Annotated in this window: 14 protein-coding genes; 10 read left to right on the top strand and 4 right to left on the bottom strand. The window is 68.4% G+C overall.

Annotated features, from left to right (window positions below; translation table 11 throughout):
- Positions 1–75: 75 nt before the first annotated feature.
- Positions 76–825, top strand: a complete 750-nt coding sequence (locus ACZ7KI_RS37795; protein ID WP_470277807.1) for a GntR family transcriptional regulator — start codon at positions 76–78, stop codon at positions 823–825.
- On the opposite strand, the gene ACZ7KI_RS37790 is transcribed toward ACZ7KI_RS37795, so the two are convergent.
- Entirely contained in the window at positions 805–2,262 is a 1,458-nt protein-coding gene (locus ACZ7KI_RS37790) for an APC family permease (protein WP_470277806.1), read from the bottom strand. The two genes, ACZ7KI_RS37795 and ACZ7KI_RS37790, sit on opposite strands and share 21 nt — an antisense overlap.
- A 355-nt stretch (positions 2,263–2,617) precedes the next feature.
- On the opposite strand from ACZ7KI_RS37790, the gene ACZ7KI_RS37785 reads away from it, so the two are divergent.
- The 9 genes from ACZ7KI_RS37785 to ACZ7KI_RS37745 all read left to right on the top strand — a co-directional run bounded on the left by ACZ7KI_RS37785 (position 2,618) and on the right by ACZ7KI_RS37745 (position 12,320).
- Positions 2,618–3,607 carry an AraC family transcriptional regulator gene (locus ACZ7KI_RS37785; protein ID WP_470277805.1) on the top strand — a complete coding sequence of 330 codons (990 nt, stop codon included), beginning with the start codon at positions 2,618–2,620 and terminating at the stop codon, positions 3,605–3,607.
- A gap of 47 nt (positions 3,608–3,654) precedes the next feature.
- Positions 3,655–4,488 (top strand): EamA family transporter, encoded by an 834-nt coding sequence (locus tag ACZ7KI_RS37780; protein ID WP_470277804.1) that lies wholly within the window; start codon positions 3,655–3,657, stop codon positions 4,486–4,488.
- 306 nt (positions 4,489–4,794) lie between these two features.
- On the top strand, positions 4,795–5,925 hold the full coding sequence (locus tag ACZ7KI_RS37775; protein ID WP_470277803.1) for a hypothetical protein: 1,131 nt from the start codon (positions 4,795–4,797) through the stop codon (positions 5,923–5,925).
- Between the two features lie 20 nt (positions 5,926–5,945).
- Positions 5,946–6,779: a prenyltransferase/squalene oxidase repeat-containing protein gene (locus tag ACZ7KI_RS37770; protein ID WP_470277802.1), complete on the top strand. Its 834-nt coding sequence runs from the start codon at positions 5,946–5,948 to the stop codon at positions 6,777–6,779.
- On the top strand, positions 6,776–7,570 hold the full coding sequence (locus ACZ7KI_RS37765; RefSeq protein WP_470277801.1) for a tryptophan synthase subunit alpha: 795 nt from the start codon (positions 6,776–6,778) through the stop codon (positions 7,568–7,570). Before ACZ7KI_RS37770 ends, ACZ7KI_RS37765 begins: the two co-directional genes overlap by 4 nt.
- A gap of 9 nt (positions 7,571–7,579) precedes the next feature.
- A complete protein-coding gene (locus ACZ7KI_RS37760) occupies positions 7,580–8,761 on the top strand; it encodes an acyl-CoA dehydrogenase family protein (RefSeq protein ID WP_470277800.1) in 1,182 nt (393 codons plus the stop codon).
- A complete protein-coding gene (locus ACZ7KI_RS37755) occupies positions 8,761–11,346 on the top strand; it encodes an amino acid adenylation domain-containing protein (protein WP_470277799.1) in 2,586 nt (861 codons plus the stop codon). Before ACZ7KI_RS37760 ends, ACZ7KI_RS37755 begins: the two co-directional genes overlap by 1 nt.
- The gene (locus ACZ7KI_RS37750; RefSeq protein WP_470277798.1) at positions 11,346–12,011 is read left to right on the top strand and encodes a thioesterase II family protein; all 666 of its coding nucleotides are present in this window, start codon (positions 11,346–11,348) and stop codon (positions 12,009–12,011) included. Before ACZ7KI_RS37755 ends, ACZ7KI_RS37750 begins: the two co-directional genes overlap by 1 nt.
- A 12-nt stretch (positions 12,012–12,023) precedes the next feature.
- Entirely contained in the window at positions 12,024–12,320 is a 297-nt protein-coding gene (locus ACZ7KI_RS37745) for a GYD domain-containing protein (protein ID WP_470277797.1), read from the top strand.
- 215 nt (positions 12,321–12,535) lie between these two features.
- On the opposite strand, the gene ACZ7KI_RS37740 is transcribed toward ACZ7KI_RS37745, so the two are convergent.
- The 3 genes from ACZ7KI_RS37740 to ACZ7KI_RS37730 form a co-directional block, all read right to left on the bottom strand.
- On the bottom strand, positions 12,536–13,843 hold the full coding sequence (locus ACZ7KI_RS37740) for an APC family permease (RefSeq protein ID WP_470277796.1): 1,308 nt from the start codon (positions 13,841–13,843) through the stop codon (positions 12,536–12,538).
- 30 nt (positions 13,844–13,873) lie between these two features.
- Positions 13,874–14,335: a MoaF C-terminal domain-containing protein gene (locus tag ACZ7KI_RS37735; protein WP_470277795.1), complete on the bottom strand. Its 462-nt coding sequence runs from the start codon at positions 14,333–14,335 to the stop codon at positions 13,874–13,876.
- 99 nt (positions 14,336–14,434) lie between these two features.
- On the bottom strand, positions 14,435–14,908 hold the full coding sequence (locus ACZ7KI_RS37730) for a carboxymuconolactone decarboxylase family protein (protein ID WP_470277794.1): 474 nt from the start codon (positions 14,906–14,908) through the stop codon (positions 14,435–14,437).
- Positions 14,909–15,049: the final 141 nt, after the last annotated feature.

Below are 15,049 nucleotides of genomic sequence, written 5' to 3'. Positions count from 1 at the left end.
GAGGTCAGAAACTTTGTCAAGACATATGGACATAAGGTCATAACGACCACAGCGTCTTCGCGGTAGGCTCCGCGCATGAATCCCTGGGTGCCCGGCGAGATCGAGGTGGATCCGAACCGCCCGGAGCCGCTGTACGCCCAGGTCGCCCGGCAGCTCCGGGCCGCGATCGAAGACGGCAGGCTGCCGAACGGCGCACGGCTGGACAACGAAGTGGAACTGGCCGCGCGGCTCCATCTGTCGCGGCCGACCATCCGGCAGGCGATCCAGTCGCTGGTCAATCAGGGGTTGCTGGTCCGCAAACGCGGTGTCGGCACGCAGGTCGTCCGCACCAAGGTCGCCCGCCCGCTGCGGCTGAGCAGCCTCTTCGACGACCTCAGCGAACTCGGCGACAAACCCGAGTCCGTCATCCTGGTCAACCAGGTCGAGCCCGCCGGTGAAGACGCGGCCGAGCGGCTCGAGACACCGGGCCTGACCCATGTCCGGCGGCTGAAGCGGGTGCGCTCGACCGATGGCGAACCGCTGGCGATCATGAACAACTACCTGCCGGACGGCATCATCGACCCGGACGACGACGAGCTGCGGGACAAGGGGCTCTACCAGCTACTGCGCTCCGCGGGCGTCCGCCTGCACGCCGCCCAGCAGAACGTCGGTGCCCGGGAGGCGACCGAGGAGGACGCCGAACTGCTGGGGGAGAAGCCGGGGGCGGCGCTGCTCACCATGCGGCGTACCACCTACGACGACGCCGGCCGGGTCGTCGAGTACGGATGGCATGTCTACCGCGCCTCGCGCTACTCGTTCAATCTCTCACTGACCAACAACGTCTGACGGCTTCGGCGCGGGATCGCGTTCCAGATCGGTCTCCAGCGCCGCGTACACCGACGGGCGGAACCGGCGCAGCCAGCCCGCGAGCGCGAGCCCGGCCAGCGCGACGATCAGGAGCAGCCACGGCAGCTGCGGGACGACGCCGTTGCTCGATCCGGCGAGCGTGGGGAAGTTGACGATGGCCAGCGTCACGATGACTCCGAGTCCCACCGCGCCCAGCCCGGGTGCGATCAGCGTCTTCACGATCCGGCGGTCGCGTGTCCGGCGGAAGTGGACCAGGATCGCCACCGCCGCGAACAGTTGCAGGGTGAGGATGCCGAGGGTGCCGAAGCCGGTCATGCTCGCGGTGAGATCGGCGACCGGGTCGAGTCCGGCGAGCCGGAAACCCAGCGCCACCACCGAGCCGAAGGCCAGCTGGACGATCGAGGCGTAGCGCGGCGCGCCGTTGCGCGGGTCGGTCCTGCCCAGCGACCGCGGCAGCACGCCGACCCGGCCCAGCGCGTACAGATACCGGGTCGCCGAATTGTGCAATGCCAGCAACGCCGCGAACAGGCTGACCACCAGGAGCAGCAACATCACCTTGGTCAGCGGGCCGCCGAGATACTCCTGGGCGACCGAGAGCACGAGGTCCCCGCTCGAAAGATGCGCGATGGCGACGTCCTGCGCCTGTTCTGCGCCGATCGCGCTGACCACGGCCCAGGTCGTGAACGCGGCGAACACGCCGATGAACCCGATGGCGATGTAGGTCGCCCGTGGGATCGTCCGCTTGGGATCCTTGGCCTCTTCACCGAACAACGCCGTCGCCTCGAACCCGATGAAAGCGTTGGCGGCGAACAACAACGCCAGACCGCCGGCACCCTGGAACAGCACGGACGGGCTGAACGCGGCGAACGAGAAGCCGTGCCGGAACAGCACGCTGAAGTCCATGATCAGCAGGATCGAGACTTCGAGGATCAGCGAGACTCCCAGCACCTTCGCGCTGACCGCGATGCCCCGGCGGCTGAGCAGGAGGACCAGCACGACCGAAAGCGCGCTCCAGAAGAGCCAGTCGAGGTGGAGCCCGAAGACGTCGTCGATCGCGGTGGAGGTGAAGAATCCGCTCGTGCCGATCGCGCCCGCGACGAAACAGTTGTAACCGAGCATCGCGACGAAACCGGCGACCAGCCCCGGTGTCCGGCCCAGCCCCTTGACCACGAAGGCGTAGAAGCCGCCCGCGCTGGTGAGTACCTTCGACATCTGCGCGTAGCCGACCGCGAACAGCAGCAGGACGACCGTGGCCAGCAGGAAGGCGGCGACCATACCGCCGCCGTTCCCGACCGCGATGCCGATGGCCGCGATCACGACCATCCCGGTGAGCGGCGCGACCGCGGCGAGCACCAGGAAGACGATGCCGGGTACGCCGAGGACGTTCTTGGCGAGGGACGTGTCGTCTCGGCTCATTCGCTGCTCCTCATCTCCGCCGGAGGAGCCAGTATGGGAGCGGCGGGGAGGCTGAGCTTTGTCTCTGTGCGCGTATCGCTTGCCCGTCAGCGCTGGGTGACGGCAGGAGGTGCGGAGGCTGCGAGGATTGACCCGAATCGACGCGTTTAGAAATCTCGTGAATGGTCACGGTGACGCGCCTCTGTGGGTGTACTGCGCTATTCGAACGTATTTATCCCTTGGCGCACGTCACCTGATCGATTCGGGGTACACGGGAGAACGGGCCTCTTCGTGAATCGGTGGCCCGGTGTTCCGGTCGATGGGGGTACTTCACGGCAGTGCCCCGTTCGCCGCTGTCCGAAAAGGGGGCACTCGAGTGGACAGGCCGCTCGGAAATTACACGCTGCTGGTTTCGGAAGACCCCGACGAGATAGGAAACGAACTCGCCGGACTGCTCGGGGAATGCCGGTTCCGGCCGCATTCCGCGCCGAAGGGTTCGACGGGTCGTGTGCACGCGCGCCAGACGAAGAACTTCACCGTCGCCTACCTCGAGTATCCGGTCGCGGCCGCGCTGTGGGTCGAATGCCCTCGCCGCCGGTACCTGATTTCGCTCCCGGTGACCGGCCACGCCGCCGTCAGCGGTGGCAAACGAAGGCTGCACATCCGGGAGCGGCGCGGTTACGTGGTCAATCCCGGTGCGGCGATGGAGGCGCGCTGGACACGGCAATTCGCCCAGTTGATGGTCGTCATCGATCGCGGGGTCCTGGAAATGCGGCTGAGTTCGATGCTCGGACGTGCACTGCCGCAACCACTGCGCTTCGAGGAGCTGCTCAACCTCGCTCGTCAGCCCGCGAAGGGCTGGTACGACGCCTTGGGTGCGTACCTCGGGTCGTTGGACGACACGGACAGCGCCCTGGAAATCGACGCCGTTGCGGATTCCGTCGAACAGGGATTGATGACAACGTTTTTGGCATCGCAAAGGCATACATATTGGGATGTCGTGACCGGTGATTCGAAACTCGTGTCGTCGCGGACCATTCGCGAGGCCACCAGGCTGATCGACGGACAGCCGCACCGGAACCATTCGGTGACGAGTCTCGCCCGTGAACTGGGGGTGAGCGTCCGTGCGCTGGAGAAGGGCTTCAAACGGCATCTGGGGACCACTCCCAACGCCTATCTCCGCGATGTCCGGTTGCAACGCGCCCACGCCGATCTGTCGTCGGGCGAACCCGACGTGGTCACCGTGGCACAAGTGGCGCAGCGGCACGGTTTCTTCCATTTCGGCCGATTCGCGGCCACCTATCGCGACCGGTTCGGCGAGGCCCCTTCCCATACGCTGCGGCGCCTTGTCGTCCCTTTTCGCTGAGGCCGGCGAAGTTGCGGGGCCGGTGATCGTGCACTAGGCAGGAAAGCATGGGTGAGACACTCGCGTTGTTCTCCGCCCTGTGCTTCGGGCTCGCCGACTTCGCCGCCGGTCTCCTGTCACGGCACGCCAAACCCGAACTCGTCGCGCTGATCGGCCAGGTCGGCGGCCTGATCGCCACGGCCGCCGTCGCGTTCTTCGTCCCGGCCCCCGCCGTCGGGGTCGCGGACCTGGGGTGGGGCGGGCTTTCCGGGCTCGGAACCGGGATCGGCGTGCTCTTTCTCTACCGGGGCATGAGCCGCGGCCGGATGAGCGTCGTCGTGCCGCTCAGCGTCGTCGGCGGGGTCGCGGTCCCGGTGCTCGCGGGGGTCGCCCTCCTGGACGACCGCCCGGACCCGCTCGCCTGGTGCGGGATCGCCGTCGCCTTCCCCGCGCTGTGGCTCATCGCGCGCGGTGGGAACGACGGCGACGGTAACACCGCGCACGGCGCCGTCGACGGACTGATCGCCGGTGCCGGGTTCGCCCTGCAGAACATCGGGCTCGGACAGGTCGATCCGTCGGCCGGGCTGTGGCCGATCGTGGCCAGCCGCGCGATTTCGGCCCTCGCCCTGCTCCCCATGGCACGGTCGGGGCCGCCCGGACGCGGTCTGCGGCCGAAGCTGGTGCTCCCGGCCGTGGTCACCGGAGTGCTGGGGGCGGCGGCCATCGTGCTGTACACCTTGGCGACCCAGCGGCAATTGCTCGCCATCGCGGTGGTGCTGTCCTCCTTGTACCCCGCCATCCCGGTGCTCCTCGGTATCGCCGTCCTCAAAGAACGTCTGAACCGGCCACAGGTCCTCGGGCTCCTCGGCGCGGCCGTCGCCGTCGTACTCCTTGCCGGCTAGTCGGGGTGGCGGGTCTCGCGATTAGTCCTCTGATGGCGTTTCGGGAGCAGGTCACTGTCGTCGCAGGGTAGGGGAGGAGACCCTCACGGGGTACGGATCATGGACAGGACCGTGCGCCGAAGTGATCGCCACGGCTTCTCCCGGCTCATACGGTGAAACCAGCGAACGACGGCGTCACCCACCGGTACCCCGTTCTTCCCTTCCACCCCGGATCCGCGGTGTGGCGCCCCCTGTAACACCGATCGAAGGGCCAGGCGTATGCCACAGGAGCGTGAAACACGATCTCGAAGAGGAGGCGCCGCGGCCGTGCTGGCCGACGGCTCTCGGGTGCCGGTCGCCGACGTCCCGGCGTGGCTGACCGGCTTGCTCGTCGACTGTCCGAAACACGACGCGGTCAGCGCGTCGGCCGAGTGGGCCCGGATGGGCGAGTACTGGATCCGCAATTGGTGCGCCATCACGGGTTCCGCCGCGCCGGACATGGACGAGGCGATCCATGACTTCATCGAAACCATGCGCGGGGAAGGTGATCTGTCCGAAGTCCAGATGGCGCAGGTGTGCCACGCGGTCGATCCCGGTCGCGAGCGCACCGGCGCGGACGGTGTCGGCTCGGCGATCGAGCGGTTCCTTTGGCGGATCCGGCCCTGGATCCCGCTTTGGGTGTCCTTCGCGGACTGGGTCGTCCGATGGTGCGTGCACCGGCAGCGCCGCCACGTTCTCTTCCTCGCGCGCGACATGCTGACCACCTACCTCACGGCGCGACGGCTCGAGCCGTCCGCCGGACTGGACATCCGGCTCGCCCATGCCTCCCGCGCCGACCACGGCACGCTCGAAGACGTGCTGGGGCTGCGGGACGGTGAGCGGTTCGAGCCCGAAAGCGTCGCCTTGGTCGACTCCGGTTGCTACGGCACCGTCATGTCCCGGCTGGCCGGGCAGGTGGACGCCGAGACCCGTGCCGAGGAAGAAGCCGCCTGCCTGTTCTATTTCAGCCGCAACCCCAAGATCTTCGGCTACCTCAACTATCTGCTCAGCCCCAGCATCCTCGAACTGGACATCGCGGGCACCGACGTCGCCGACTTCGTCATCTACTCCGGGGATCTCCTCGAAGCCATGCCGAAGCCGTACCGCGTGGTCCGTACCGGGGCCGGGCTGGTCACCGAACCGCAGGACCTGCTGACCTTCTGCCTCGGGATGGCCGTGCTGAAGGAGGTCGGTGACTTCGTCGACGCCGGGCCGCTGGTCTCGGTCCCGCAGGCACAACGCCGGGCGCTGGATCTGTACAACGCCTACACCCACGCCTCCGGGAACCGCCTGCACGCCGATTCGCTGTTGTTCCACACTCCCGCGCCGCAGCAATTGCCCGCCCGCTACGGATTCGAAGCACTCGACTTCCAGAGTTTCCCGCCGCAGAACGAGATCTTCGGATCCGCGCCCGGCTGAGGAAGAAAGGAACGATCACGATGACCGACGTCATGTCCTTCGTCGAGGACTGCCGTGACAACGACGGGTTGCTCGTCGAGACCGACGAGAGCGCCCCCAGCCTCGAAGCGACCCGGTTCGGCGCGGAGATCCGCGCCATGCGGGGACACGGCATCACCCGGCAGGAACTGGAATTCGCGTCCGCGGCGAGGACCGGCGGTGCCTACGCCATGTTCCGCGGTGGCGGGCCTTCCCTCGGGGCGACGTATTACGCCTTGCGGTTGTATCAGCTCGCCGGGGTCACCGTGCCCGATTCCGCCGCGGTGGTCCGTTGGGTAAGCGAGGCGCTCTGCTCGGGAGACCGGACCGTCGTGGACATGGACGACCTGTTCTACGGCGTGCGGTGCCTGATCATCCTCGGCGCCCGGCCGGAGCCGTCCGCGGCCGGTGCGATCCGGGCGTTCCTCGGTGCTTGCACCAAGGACGATCGAGGGTGCGCGCTCCTGCCCGATCGCCCGTCCGACATCGAGCGGACCTACTGCTCGGTGGCGATCCGGCAGTGGCTCGGCACCGAACCCGACCACGCCGACGCGCGGGCGAGTGCTCCGTTCGTGGTGTCGTGCGACGACGGTTTCGGGCACATCCGGATGCGGCCGTCCGAAGCGGAATGGTCGCTCGCGAGCGCCTACTGGGGTGCGCGAACCGTGCAGCTGCTGAACCTGACCTGGCCGTGGGCCGACCTGGACGCCGCAGTCCGGCGGTGCGCGCAACCGGACGGCGGATTCGGGAAGAATCCCGGTTCGACGCTGTGGGAGACCTACTGCGCGCTGCGGGTGATGGACATCGCGGCCGCCCGTCAGGAGCTGCCGGTATGACCGCCGCTCTTCGCGAGAGTGCCACCATCGACGGCAGGCTGGGGTTCGGCGTCTATCTCGTCCCGGGTTTCCCGGACTGGGACGCCAGTCTCGCCGCCATCCGTGCCGCTGTCGCCGGGGGAGTGGACTTCGTCGAATTCCCGATCCTGCTCGACACGCACTTCTCCGCCAGCACCGGCGGGGTAGTCGCAACCGCGCTGGCGCGGGCGGGGACGGGCGATCTCGACCCACGCTCACCACGGCTTCACGACTGGCTGGCGGAGGCGCCGGTCCGGGTCGGCATCGTCTACCGGTCGGCCTGGCCGTCCGTGGACGACTGGCGCGCCGGTGACGAGATTCTGTCCGGCTGCGCGGGTCTGCTCTGCGAGCACGACATCCGGCCGTTTTCCGAACACGCGGAACGCGCACGACGCCGGGGTATCGCCCTGGTCCCGCCGCTGCGCGTGACCGCGGACCCCGTCACCGTCGACGAGCGGGAGACGCTCGAAAGCGGCGACGGGTTCGTGTACCTCGCGCTCAGTTCGGAGACCGGACGGACGGGCACCGTCGACAGTGGACTCGGCCGCAGGATCGACGACATCCGCGAGATTCGCCCGGATCTGCCCGTGTACACCGCCTTCGGCATCCGGGACCCCGGTGACGTCGCCGCCGTCGCCCGGCAAGGCGCCGACGGGTTCATCGTCGGCAGTCACGCGCTCACCGTCCTCCGCGACGACGGGCCATCGGGATTCGAACGCTGGTTCGCCGGGATGGCCGCCGCGCGGTCACAGTCCGCGCGGGTACGTACTTGAGGAGACTCGATGTTCACACCACCCTTCACTTTCACTCCCGAACAGGAGCGGTTACGGCAGGACGTGCGCGAACTCCTGCGGGTGCACTGCCGCGAAGACCTCGTACGCGCCAGGCGCGCCCGGCCCTGGCGACATCCGGACCTGACCTACCGCGCGCTGGGGGAGCGAGGCTGGCTCGCGCCGGACTGGCCGACCGAGTACGGCGGTCTGGGACTGTCCCTTGTGGAGTCCGCGATCGTCGCCGAGGAGATGGCGTTGGCCGGCGTGCCGGACAGCGCGCGGGTCAACACCGTGGACAACGCCGGATCGACCCTGCTCGTGGCGGGCACCGACGAACAGAAGGCCCGGTTCCTCCCCGAGATGGCCGCCGGGAGACGGCTTTTCGTCGTCCTCTACAGCGAACCGGACGCGGGCTCGGACCTGGGTGGTCTCGCCACGCACGCGGAACGCGACGGAGACGGCTGGCGTTTGTCGGGCGAGAAGATCTGGAACGTCGGCGCGAACAAGGCGGAGTACGGCATCTGCCTGGCCCGCACCGGCGAGGGCAAGAGCAAGTACGCCGGGCTCAGCATCTTCCTGGTGCCGCTGCACGTCGACGGCGTGCGGATCGGCGAGATCCCGGGGTTCAACCCGGAGGCGTTCGACCACATCGTCTTCGACGACGTCCGGTTGCCCGCGGACGCCCTCGTCGGTGCCGAGGGCGAGGCCTGGCAGCTGGTGAACGAGGTACTGGCGGTGGAGCGGACCGGTGTCTACTTCTACGGGCACGCCCAGCGGTGGTTCGAACTGCTCACCCGGTTCGATCTGCCCGCGCGCGCCGTCTCCGACGTGCGGGCGTTGCAGGCCGACCTTCCCGCCGCGCGGCTGCTGACCTGGCACGCCGTCGATCTGCTCTCCCGTGGCGAGGACGCCGCCGCGGCCGCCGCCGGGGCGAAATGGTGGACCAGCGAACTCACCAGCCGGGTCGCCGCCCTCGTGTGGTCGGTCCGGGAGGCGTTCAGCGGACACGAGCAGGTCGTCGCCCGCCGTCCCGCCGCCGCCGACCGGGTGGACGGCCTGCCGACGGACGACGTCGAGCTCACCACCGCACTGAGCGAGGCGCCCGGGCTCACGGTCGCGGGCGGGACCTCGGAGATGATGCTGGCCACCGTTTCGGCCGCGCTCTTCGACGAAGCGCGGGAGGTGGCGTGATGCGCACGGGATTGTCCAACGCACAGGAAGAACTCCGCACCCGGCTGGCCTCGGTGTTCACACCGTCGGCGGAAGACGACCTCTGGAGCGGTTGCGCGCGGCACGGTGTGCTCGGCCTGACGCTCGACGCCGGCCGTGGCGGTCTCGGCCTCGGGGAGACCGAAGCCGTTCTGACCGCGGAAGAACTCGGCTTCGCGATCCGCGACACCTCGGTGGCCGAGCACATCACGACCGCCGAAATCCTGGCGGAGCAACAGAACACGGTCACCGACGGCCTGATCGGCGACGCGATCGCCGGGCGGCGCAGGCTCCGGCTCGATCTTCCGGCCGTCCCGCCCGGACGTGCCGAACGTCCGTCGTGGTGGCTGCGGCTCAGCGCGCATCTGCTCGGACTCAGCCGCCGTGCGCTGCGGCTCGCGGCGGCCAGGGCGCGGGAACGGAAGCAGTTCGGCGGCCCGATCGCCCGGTTCCAAGGGGTCGCCCTGCCACTGGCCGCGCGGTCGGTGACGATCGACGGGCTGCGCCTGCGGCTCTACCAGCTCGCGGGCGAGGCCGACCGGGGCGTCGCCGACGCCCGTGAGGTCGCGTTGTTCGCGCGGTCGGTGCGCGGCCACGCCTACGACGCCGTCGTGCAGGCCGTGCACGTCTTCGGCGCTTCCGGCCTCACCGACCCGCAGCCCGTGAGCGCCTGCCATCGACGGATGCTCGACACCGGCGCCCGCCTCCTCGCCGACGTCGACGCGGTCCGTGACATGCCGGCACCCGCGGCCACCTCCTACCGGCGGACCGCGCTCGAACGCCGGATTCCGGCGTCGTGGCAACGCGGCACCCAGGTACCGCTGGAGTTCGAACGCGTCCACGACCTGGTCGGGGCGGCGGCCGCGGAACACGGTGACCAGGTCGCCGTCAGCATGGCCGGTGAACCGCCCCTGACCTACGCGGGACTCGAAAGCCGGGCCAACCGGCTCGCGCACCTGTTGCGCGAACACGGAGCCGGACCGGGTTCCCTGGTCGCGGTCTGCCTGCCGCGTTGTGTCGACCTCGTCGTCGCACTGCTGGGCGTGCTCAAGAGCGGCGCGGCCTATCTGCCGCTGGATCCGGAGTATCCCGAGCAGCGGCTCGGCTTCATGCTCACCGACAGCCGGGCCCGGATCGTGCTCACCCAGGACTGGTTCACCGAATGGCTTCCCGAAACGGAAGCGACGGTGATCCGCCTCGACACCGACCCCGCCGTCCGGGAAGGACCGGACGATCCGCCCCCGGAACGGGCCACCGCCGACGATCTCGCCTACGTCATCTACACCTCGGGGTCCACCGGCGAGCCGAAGGGGGTCGAGATCGAACACCGCGGTCTCGTCAACCGGCTCTCCTGGGATACCAGGGCGTTCCCGCTGGGGCCCGGCGATTCGGTGCTCCAGCACACGTCGCTGTCGTTCGACATCGCCGAGATGGAGATCTTCGGCGCGCTGGTCAACGGGGCCCGCGTCGTCCTCGCGCCGCTGGGATCCGAACGCGACACCGCGACCCTCGCCCGCACGATCGTGGACGAGGGGATCACCGCGGTACCGCTCGTACCGTCCCTTTTGGACGTTCTGCTCGAAGAACGCCCAGGGCTCAAGGAAGCGACCTCGCTGCGCTACCTGTTCTCCGGCGGCGAAGCCCTCTCACCCGAGCTGTGCCGCCGCGTGTTCGACACCGTCCCTTGGGCCGGACTGCACAACTTCTACGGCCCCAGCGAGGCCAGCGTCGACGTGACGTCCTGGCACTGCACGCCGGAGAACGTCGGCGACGGCGTCCCGATCGGTGTCCCGCTCGACAACGTCACCGTCTACCTCGTCGACGACACGGGGATGCCCGTCCCGCGCGGTGCGGCCGGGGAACTGCTGGTCGGCGGCGCCGGTCTCGCGCGCGGCTACCGGTTCCGTCCCGGCCTGACCACCGAACGGTTCCTGCCGGACCCCTTCTCGCCCGATCCGGCGGCCCGGGTCTACCGCAGCGGCGACCTCGCCAGGTATCGCGACGACGGCGCCATCGAATTCCTGGGCCGGGTCGACGAGCAGGTCAAGATCCGCGGCTTCCGCATCGAACCCGGCGAGGTCGAAACGGCGCTGGAGAGCCTGGACGCCGTCCGGCAGGCGGTGGTCAAACCGGTCGAGAACGTCCGGCTCGACGCGTTCGTCACCTGCTTCGGCGACCGGCCCGACACCGGGGACCTGCTGGCCGAACTCCGCACCCGGCTGCCGTCGCACCTGGTGCCGAGCCGGATCGAGGTGATGGACACCTTCCCCTTGATGCCCAACGGGAAGATCGACCGCTCCGCGCTTTCGGCAGGCTTCGACGGTGCCGAGGAGCTTCAGGACGAGGACGGTCCGCGCGGTGTGGTCCGGCGGATCATGGCCGACGTGCTCGGGCAGGGGTCCGTCGATCCCGGTGAGGACTTCTTCGAGCTGGGCGGGACATCGCTGCAGGCCGCCCGGTTCGTCGCCAGGGTCCGCAACTCGACGTCGCTCGAGATCAGCCTGGCCCGGTTCATCCAGGATCCGACCTGTGACGGGATCCTCGCCGACACCCGATCGGAGGCATGATGACCAAGCTTTACTGTCTTCCGCACGCCGGCGGTACTCCGGCCGGCTATCGCACCTGGATCAAGGCGCTCGCGCCGGAGATCGAAGTGGTCCCGCTCCAGCATTCCCGGCCGTCCGAAGACGAGCTGTCGAGCCTGCGGGACGCGGCGGAATCGGTCGTCGAGCAGTGTGCGACCGAGGAGGATTTCGCGTTCTTCGGGCACAGCCTCGGTGCCGTCATCGCTTTCGAGGCCGTACGTATGCTCTCCCGTTCGCCTCGGCGCCTGTTCGTCTGCGGCAGCGCCGTGCCGCCGGTCGAAGCGTCGCGTGGCCGTGACCTGCGCTCACTGCCGGATCGCGAATTCCTGCGGGAGGTGTCCCGGCTCGGCGGGCTGCCGCCGGAGATCCATGCCGACGCCGAGCTGCGGGAGGAGTTCCTGCCCGGCCTGCGTGCCGATTACACGCTCGCGGAGACCTACGAATACCAGGAGGGACCACCGGTTCCCTGCCCCATCTCGGCGTTCCGCGGACTTTCCGACGGCCATGTCGACAAGGACGGACTGCGCCGATGGGGCGAGTTCACCACCGCGGACGTGACCGCTCGCGAGGTACCCGGCGACCACTTCCCGCTGCGGACTTCGGAGACCTTCCTGCACCGCGCGATCCGCAAGGACCTCGCCGCCTGAAAGGAGTAGACCGTGCACACCGTCGTTCTCGCCAACGCGACCGATGAAGCCTGCAAGACCGAAGCGGAGGAACTGGCCAGGTTCACCGAACTGACCGGACGTCTCGAGGAACAAGGCGTCCGGATCGTCACCGCGTGGAATCTGCTCGGGAAGTACGACTACCTGATCATCCTGGAGCTGAGCGACGATCCGCGCGCGGCCTTCGGCGCGATGTCGCTCATCGCCCAGTCGGGCTCGATGCGCACCGAAAGCATGGTGGCGATGCCGCTGAAGGAGTACTTCGACCTGGCGAAGTCCGTCGCCGCCTGAGTCGTGATAGCACAGGCTCAATCGGACGAATCGACCTCGGCGTTGTGAAGCCTCTTTCGTAACCTTCAACGTTGCGAAAGAGGCTTTCACAACGTCTCGTTGGTGAGCCTGGGGGCGGCGAATCGGGACCCCTGCACCAGACCGCGGCGTGAGTCGACGGCGCACGCAACACGCCACGTTGCCTCTCTTCCCCCGAAGCAGGAAAAGGGCCCCGTTCAACGACCTGACTGACGCTCCTCGGCAGCCGCACCGGAGCGTTTGGAGAACTTCAGATAGAGCAGCGCTCCCAGCGCCAGCGCCGCCGCGAACAGCAGGTACCAGCCCGCCAGGATGAGGACACCGAACACCAGCACCGTCGCGAGCACGGCGAGCCACCGCTGTTTCCCGCCGGACGGCAGAAGCCGGACCCCGGCGGCCATCGCGATCAGATAGATCCCGATCAGACAGGCGTTCTCCGCGCGCAGTGCCTGCTCCAGTTCGAATCCGGTGAGGATCGCGACGAGGAAGCTGATCGCGGTCCCCACGGTCACCACCAGCAGACTGCGCCGAGGCACGTCGCCCGCCTGGCTGCCCTTGGCCAGCCACTGCGGCAGCGCGCCGTCGCGGCCCAGCGCGGCGCCGAGTTTCGCCATGCTCGCCACGAAGACGTTGAGCACCCCCAGCGTCACCACCACGGCGATCACCGCCGCGACCACGCGGACCGAAGTCCCGAGCCCTTCGCCGAGCATCGCCGCGAGCGGTGCCTGGGTCTCCCCGGCGCGCGGTCCGAGCACGAGAATCGTCATCCCGCCGACGGCGAGATAGAGCACGCCGATGATGATGATGGAGATTCCCGTCGCGAGCGGCATGTCCCGCTTCGGTTTCCGGAAATCGGGGGCCAGATGAGTCACGGTTTCCCAACCGGTGAAGGACCACACCAGCAGGCTGATCGCGGTCGCCACACCGGCGAATCCGTGCGGCGCGAACGGCTGGAGATTGGCGGTGTCCGCTTTCGGTGCCGCGACCACCACGGCACCGACCAGGAGAATGGCGAGAAAACCGGTGAGCACCAATTGCACGCGGCCGGACAGCTGCACCCCGAACAGATTCACCCCGATGGCGATGAGGATCAGGACGGCGGCCAGAATCATCGTCATGGTCCGGCCGCCACCGACCAGTTCGGTCACATAGGTCGCCCCGAAAGCACTGGCGGCGGGCATTCCCGCCAGGGTGCCGAAATAGAACCACCAGCCGGTCACCGCGGACGTCTTCGGGCCGAACGCCCGCAAGGCGAACGTCGCGGGCCCACCGGCGTCCGGATGCCGTCCGGCCAGCGCGCCGAAGGTCGCCGCGACCGGCGCGGATATCAGCACCAGTACCAGAAAGGCGATCAGTGACGCCGGGCCCGCCGCCTTGGCGGCGAGTGACGGAAGGACCAGCAAGCCGGTGCCGAGGACCGCGCCGACGTACAGCGCGACACCTTGCGGCACCGTCAGATGCCGGCTCTTCGATCGGGACGGCTGCTCGACCGTTGATCGACTCATATTCAGCTGATACCCGCCGGGCGCTCCGGGTTAACTGCCCTCGGAGAACTTTGTCGCGGGAAATGACGGCCACCCGTGCGGCGGCTCCAGAATCTCGATGGTCGCCTGGTCGACCAGGAAATACTGCCCGCCGTCCTCGCGCGGATTCGTATACGCCGCCGTCGCGACCGACCGGCCGAAATCCGCCATCACCGCGATGGGGTAACCGCCGTCGAAGATCTCACCGTGCGCGGCCGTCGCGACGGTCCCGGTTTCGTACCAGGTGACGAAGTACTGCGCCGGTCCGGTTTCGAAGACGCGCAGTGTCGCCTCTTTCTGCCGGACACCGGCGAAGTCGCCGGAAACGCCCGTCCAGATCATCGTCGTCCGGTCCGCGTAGTGCTGCTCCAGCACGTTTCCGGAGCCGTAGTGGAAGTTCGCGCGGAGCCCGACGAGGTCGGTGCAGAGCGGATGGGTCCCGGTCACCGGGAAGAAGCGGACGTCGAGTCGCACGGGCTGAACCTCCGGATGGCGTGTTTCCGCAGGTTTATCAGCCCGTGGCGGCTCGATCGTTGTCCGGCGAAGCGGTCCTGTTGTCGCTGGACGCGAGGATCAGCCGAACATGCCGGGCTGGTAGTCGCCAGCCGGGGTCCTGGCGATGACGTTGAGCCGGTTGTACGCGTTGATCGTGGCGACCAGCGCGATCAGGGCACCGATCTGCTCGTCGTCGTAGTGCTTGCGCACCTGCGCCCAGGTCTCGTCGCTGACGCCCTCGTGCGCGTCCGCGATGCGGGTGCCCTCTTCGGTGAGCGCCAGGGCCGCGCGCTCCGCCTCGGTGAACACGTTCGCCTCCCTCCAGGCGGCGACCAGGTTGAGCCGCACCGAGGTCTCGCCGGCGTGCGCGGCGTCCTTGCTGTGCATGTCGGTGCAGAAGCCGCAGCCGTTGATCTGGCTGGCGCGCAGCTTCACCAGCTCCTGGGTCGCGTGCGGCAGCGAGGACTCCTCGATGGGACGGCTCGCGGCGCCGAGACGCTTGACGTACTTGACGATGACCTCGTTCTCGAACAGGTTCACGCGGGGTTCCATGATCTTTCCTCTCCGTCGGTTGCTGCACATATGACGGGTCAGCCGGAGAGGTTGTGACAGCTTTCGAAGTGACGCCGGTCACTACCTATGGGGAGCGGTCGGCTCGCTGATCATGCACATCTGAACGCGTCAAATGCGTGA

Source organism: Amycolatopsis sp. NPDC039088, assembly GCF_055598845.1.
Note: the sequence above shows the minus strand (reverse complement) of the source record. Positions and strands in the feature narration are given on the sequence as shown.

Coding starts and splice junctions, on each gene's coding strand:
- ACZ7KI_RS37795 (WP_470277807.1), top strand. CDS start 76: ATGAATCCCTGGGTGCCCGGCGAGATCGAGGTGGATCCGAACCGCCCG.
- ACZ7KI_RS37790 (WP_470277806.1), bottom strand. CDS start 2,262: ATGAGCCGAGACGACACGTCCCTCGCCAAGAACGTCCTCGGCGTACCC.
- ACZ7KI_RS37780 (WP_470277804.1), top strand. CDS start 3,655: ATGGGTGAGACACTCGCGTTGTTCTCCGCCCTGTGCTTCGGGCTCGCC.
- ACZ7KI_RS37770 (WP_470277802.1), top strand. CDS start 5,946: ATGACCGACGTCATGTCCTTCGTCGAGGACTGCCGTGACAACGACGGG.
- ACZ7KI_RS37765 (WP_470277801.1), top strand. CDS start 6,776: ATGACCGCCGCTCTTCGCGAGAGTGCCACCATCGACGGCAGGCTGGGG.
- ACZ7KI_RS37760 (WP_470277800.1), top strand. CDS start 7,580: ATGTTCACACCACCCTTCACTTTCACTCCCGAACAGGAGCGGTTACGG.
- ACZ7KI_RS37755 (WP_470277799.1), top strand. CDS start 8,761: ATGCGCACGGGATTGTCCAACGCACAGGAAGAACTCCGCACCCGGCTG.
- ACZ7KI_RS37750 (WP_470277798.1), top strand. CDS start 11,346: ATGACCAAGCTTTACTGTCTTCCGCACGCCGGCGGTACTCCGGCCGGC.
- ACZ7KI_RS37740 (WP_470277796.1), bottom strand. CDS start 13,843: ATGAGTCGATCAACGGTCGAGCAGCCGTCCCGATCGAAGAGCCGGCAT.
- ACZ7KI_RS37730 (WP_470277794.1), bottom strand. CDS start 14,908: ATGGAACCCCGCGTGAACCTGTTCGAGAACGAGGTCATCGTCAAGTAC.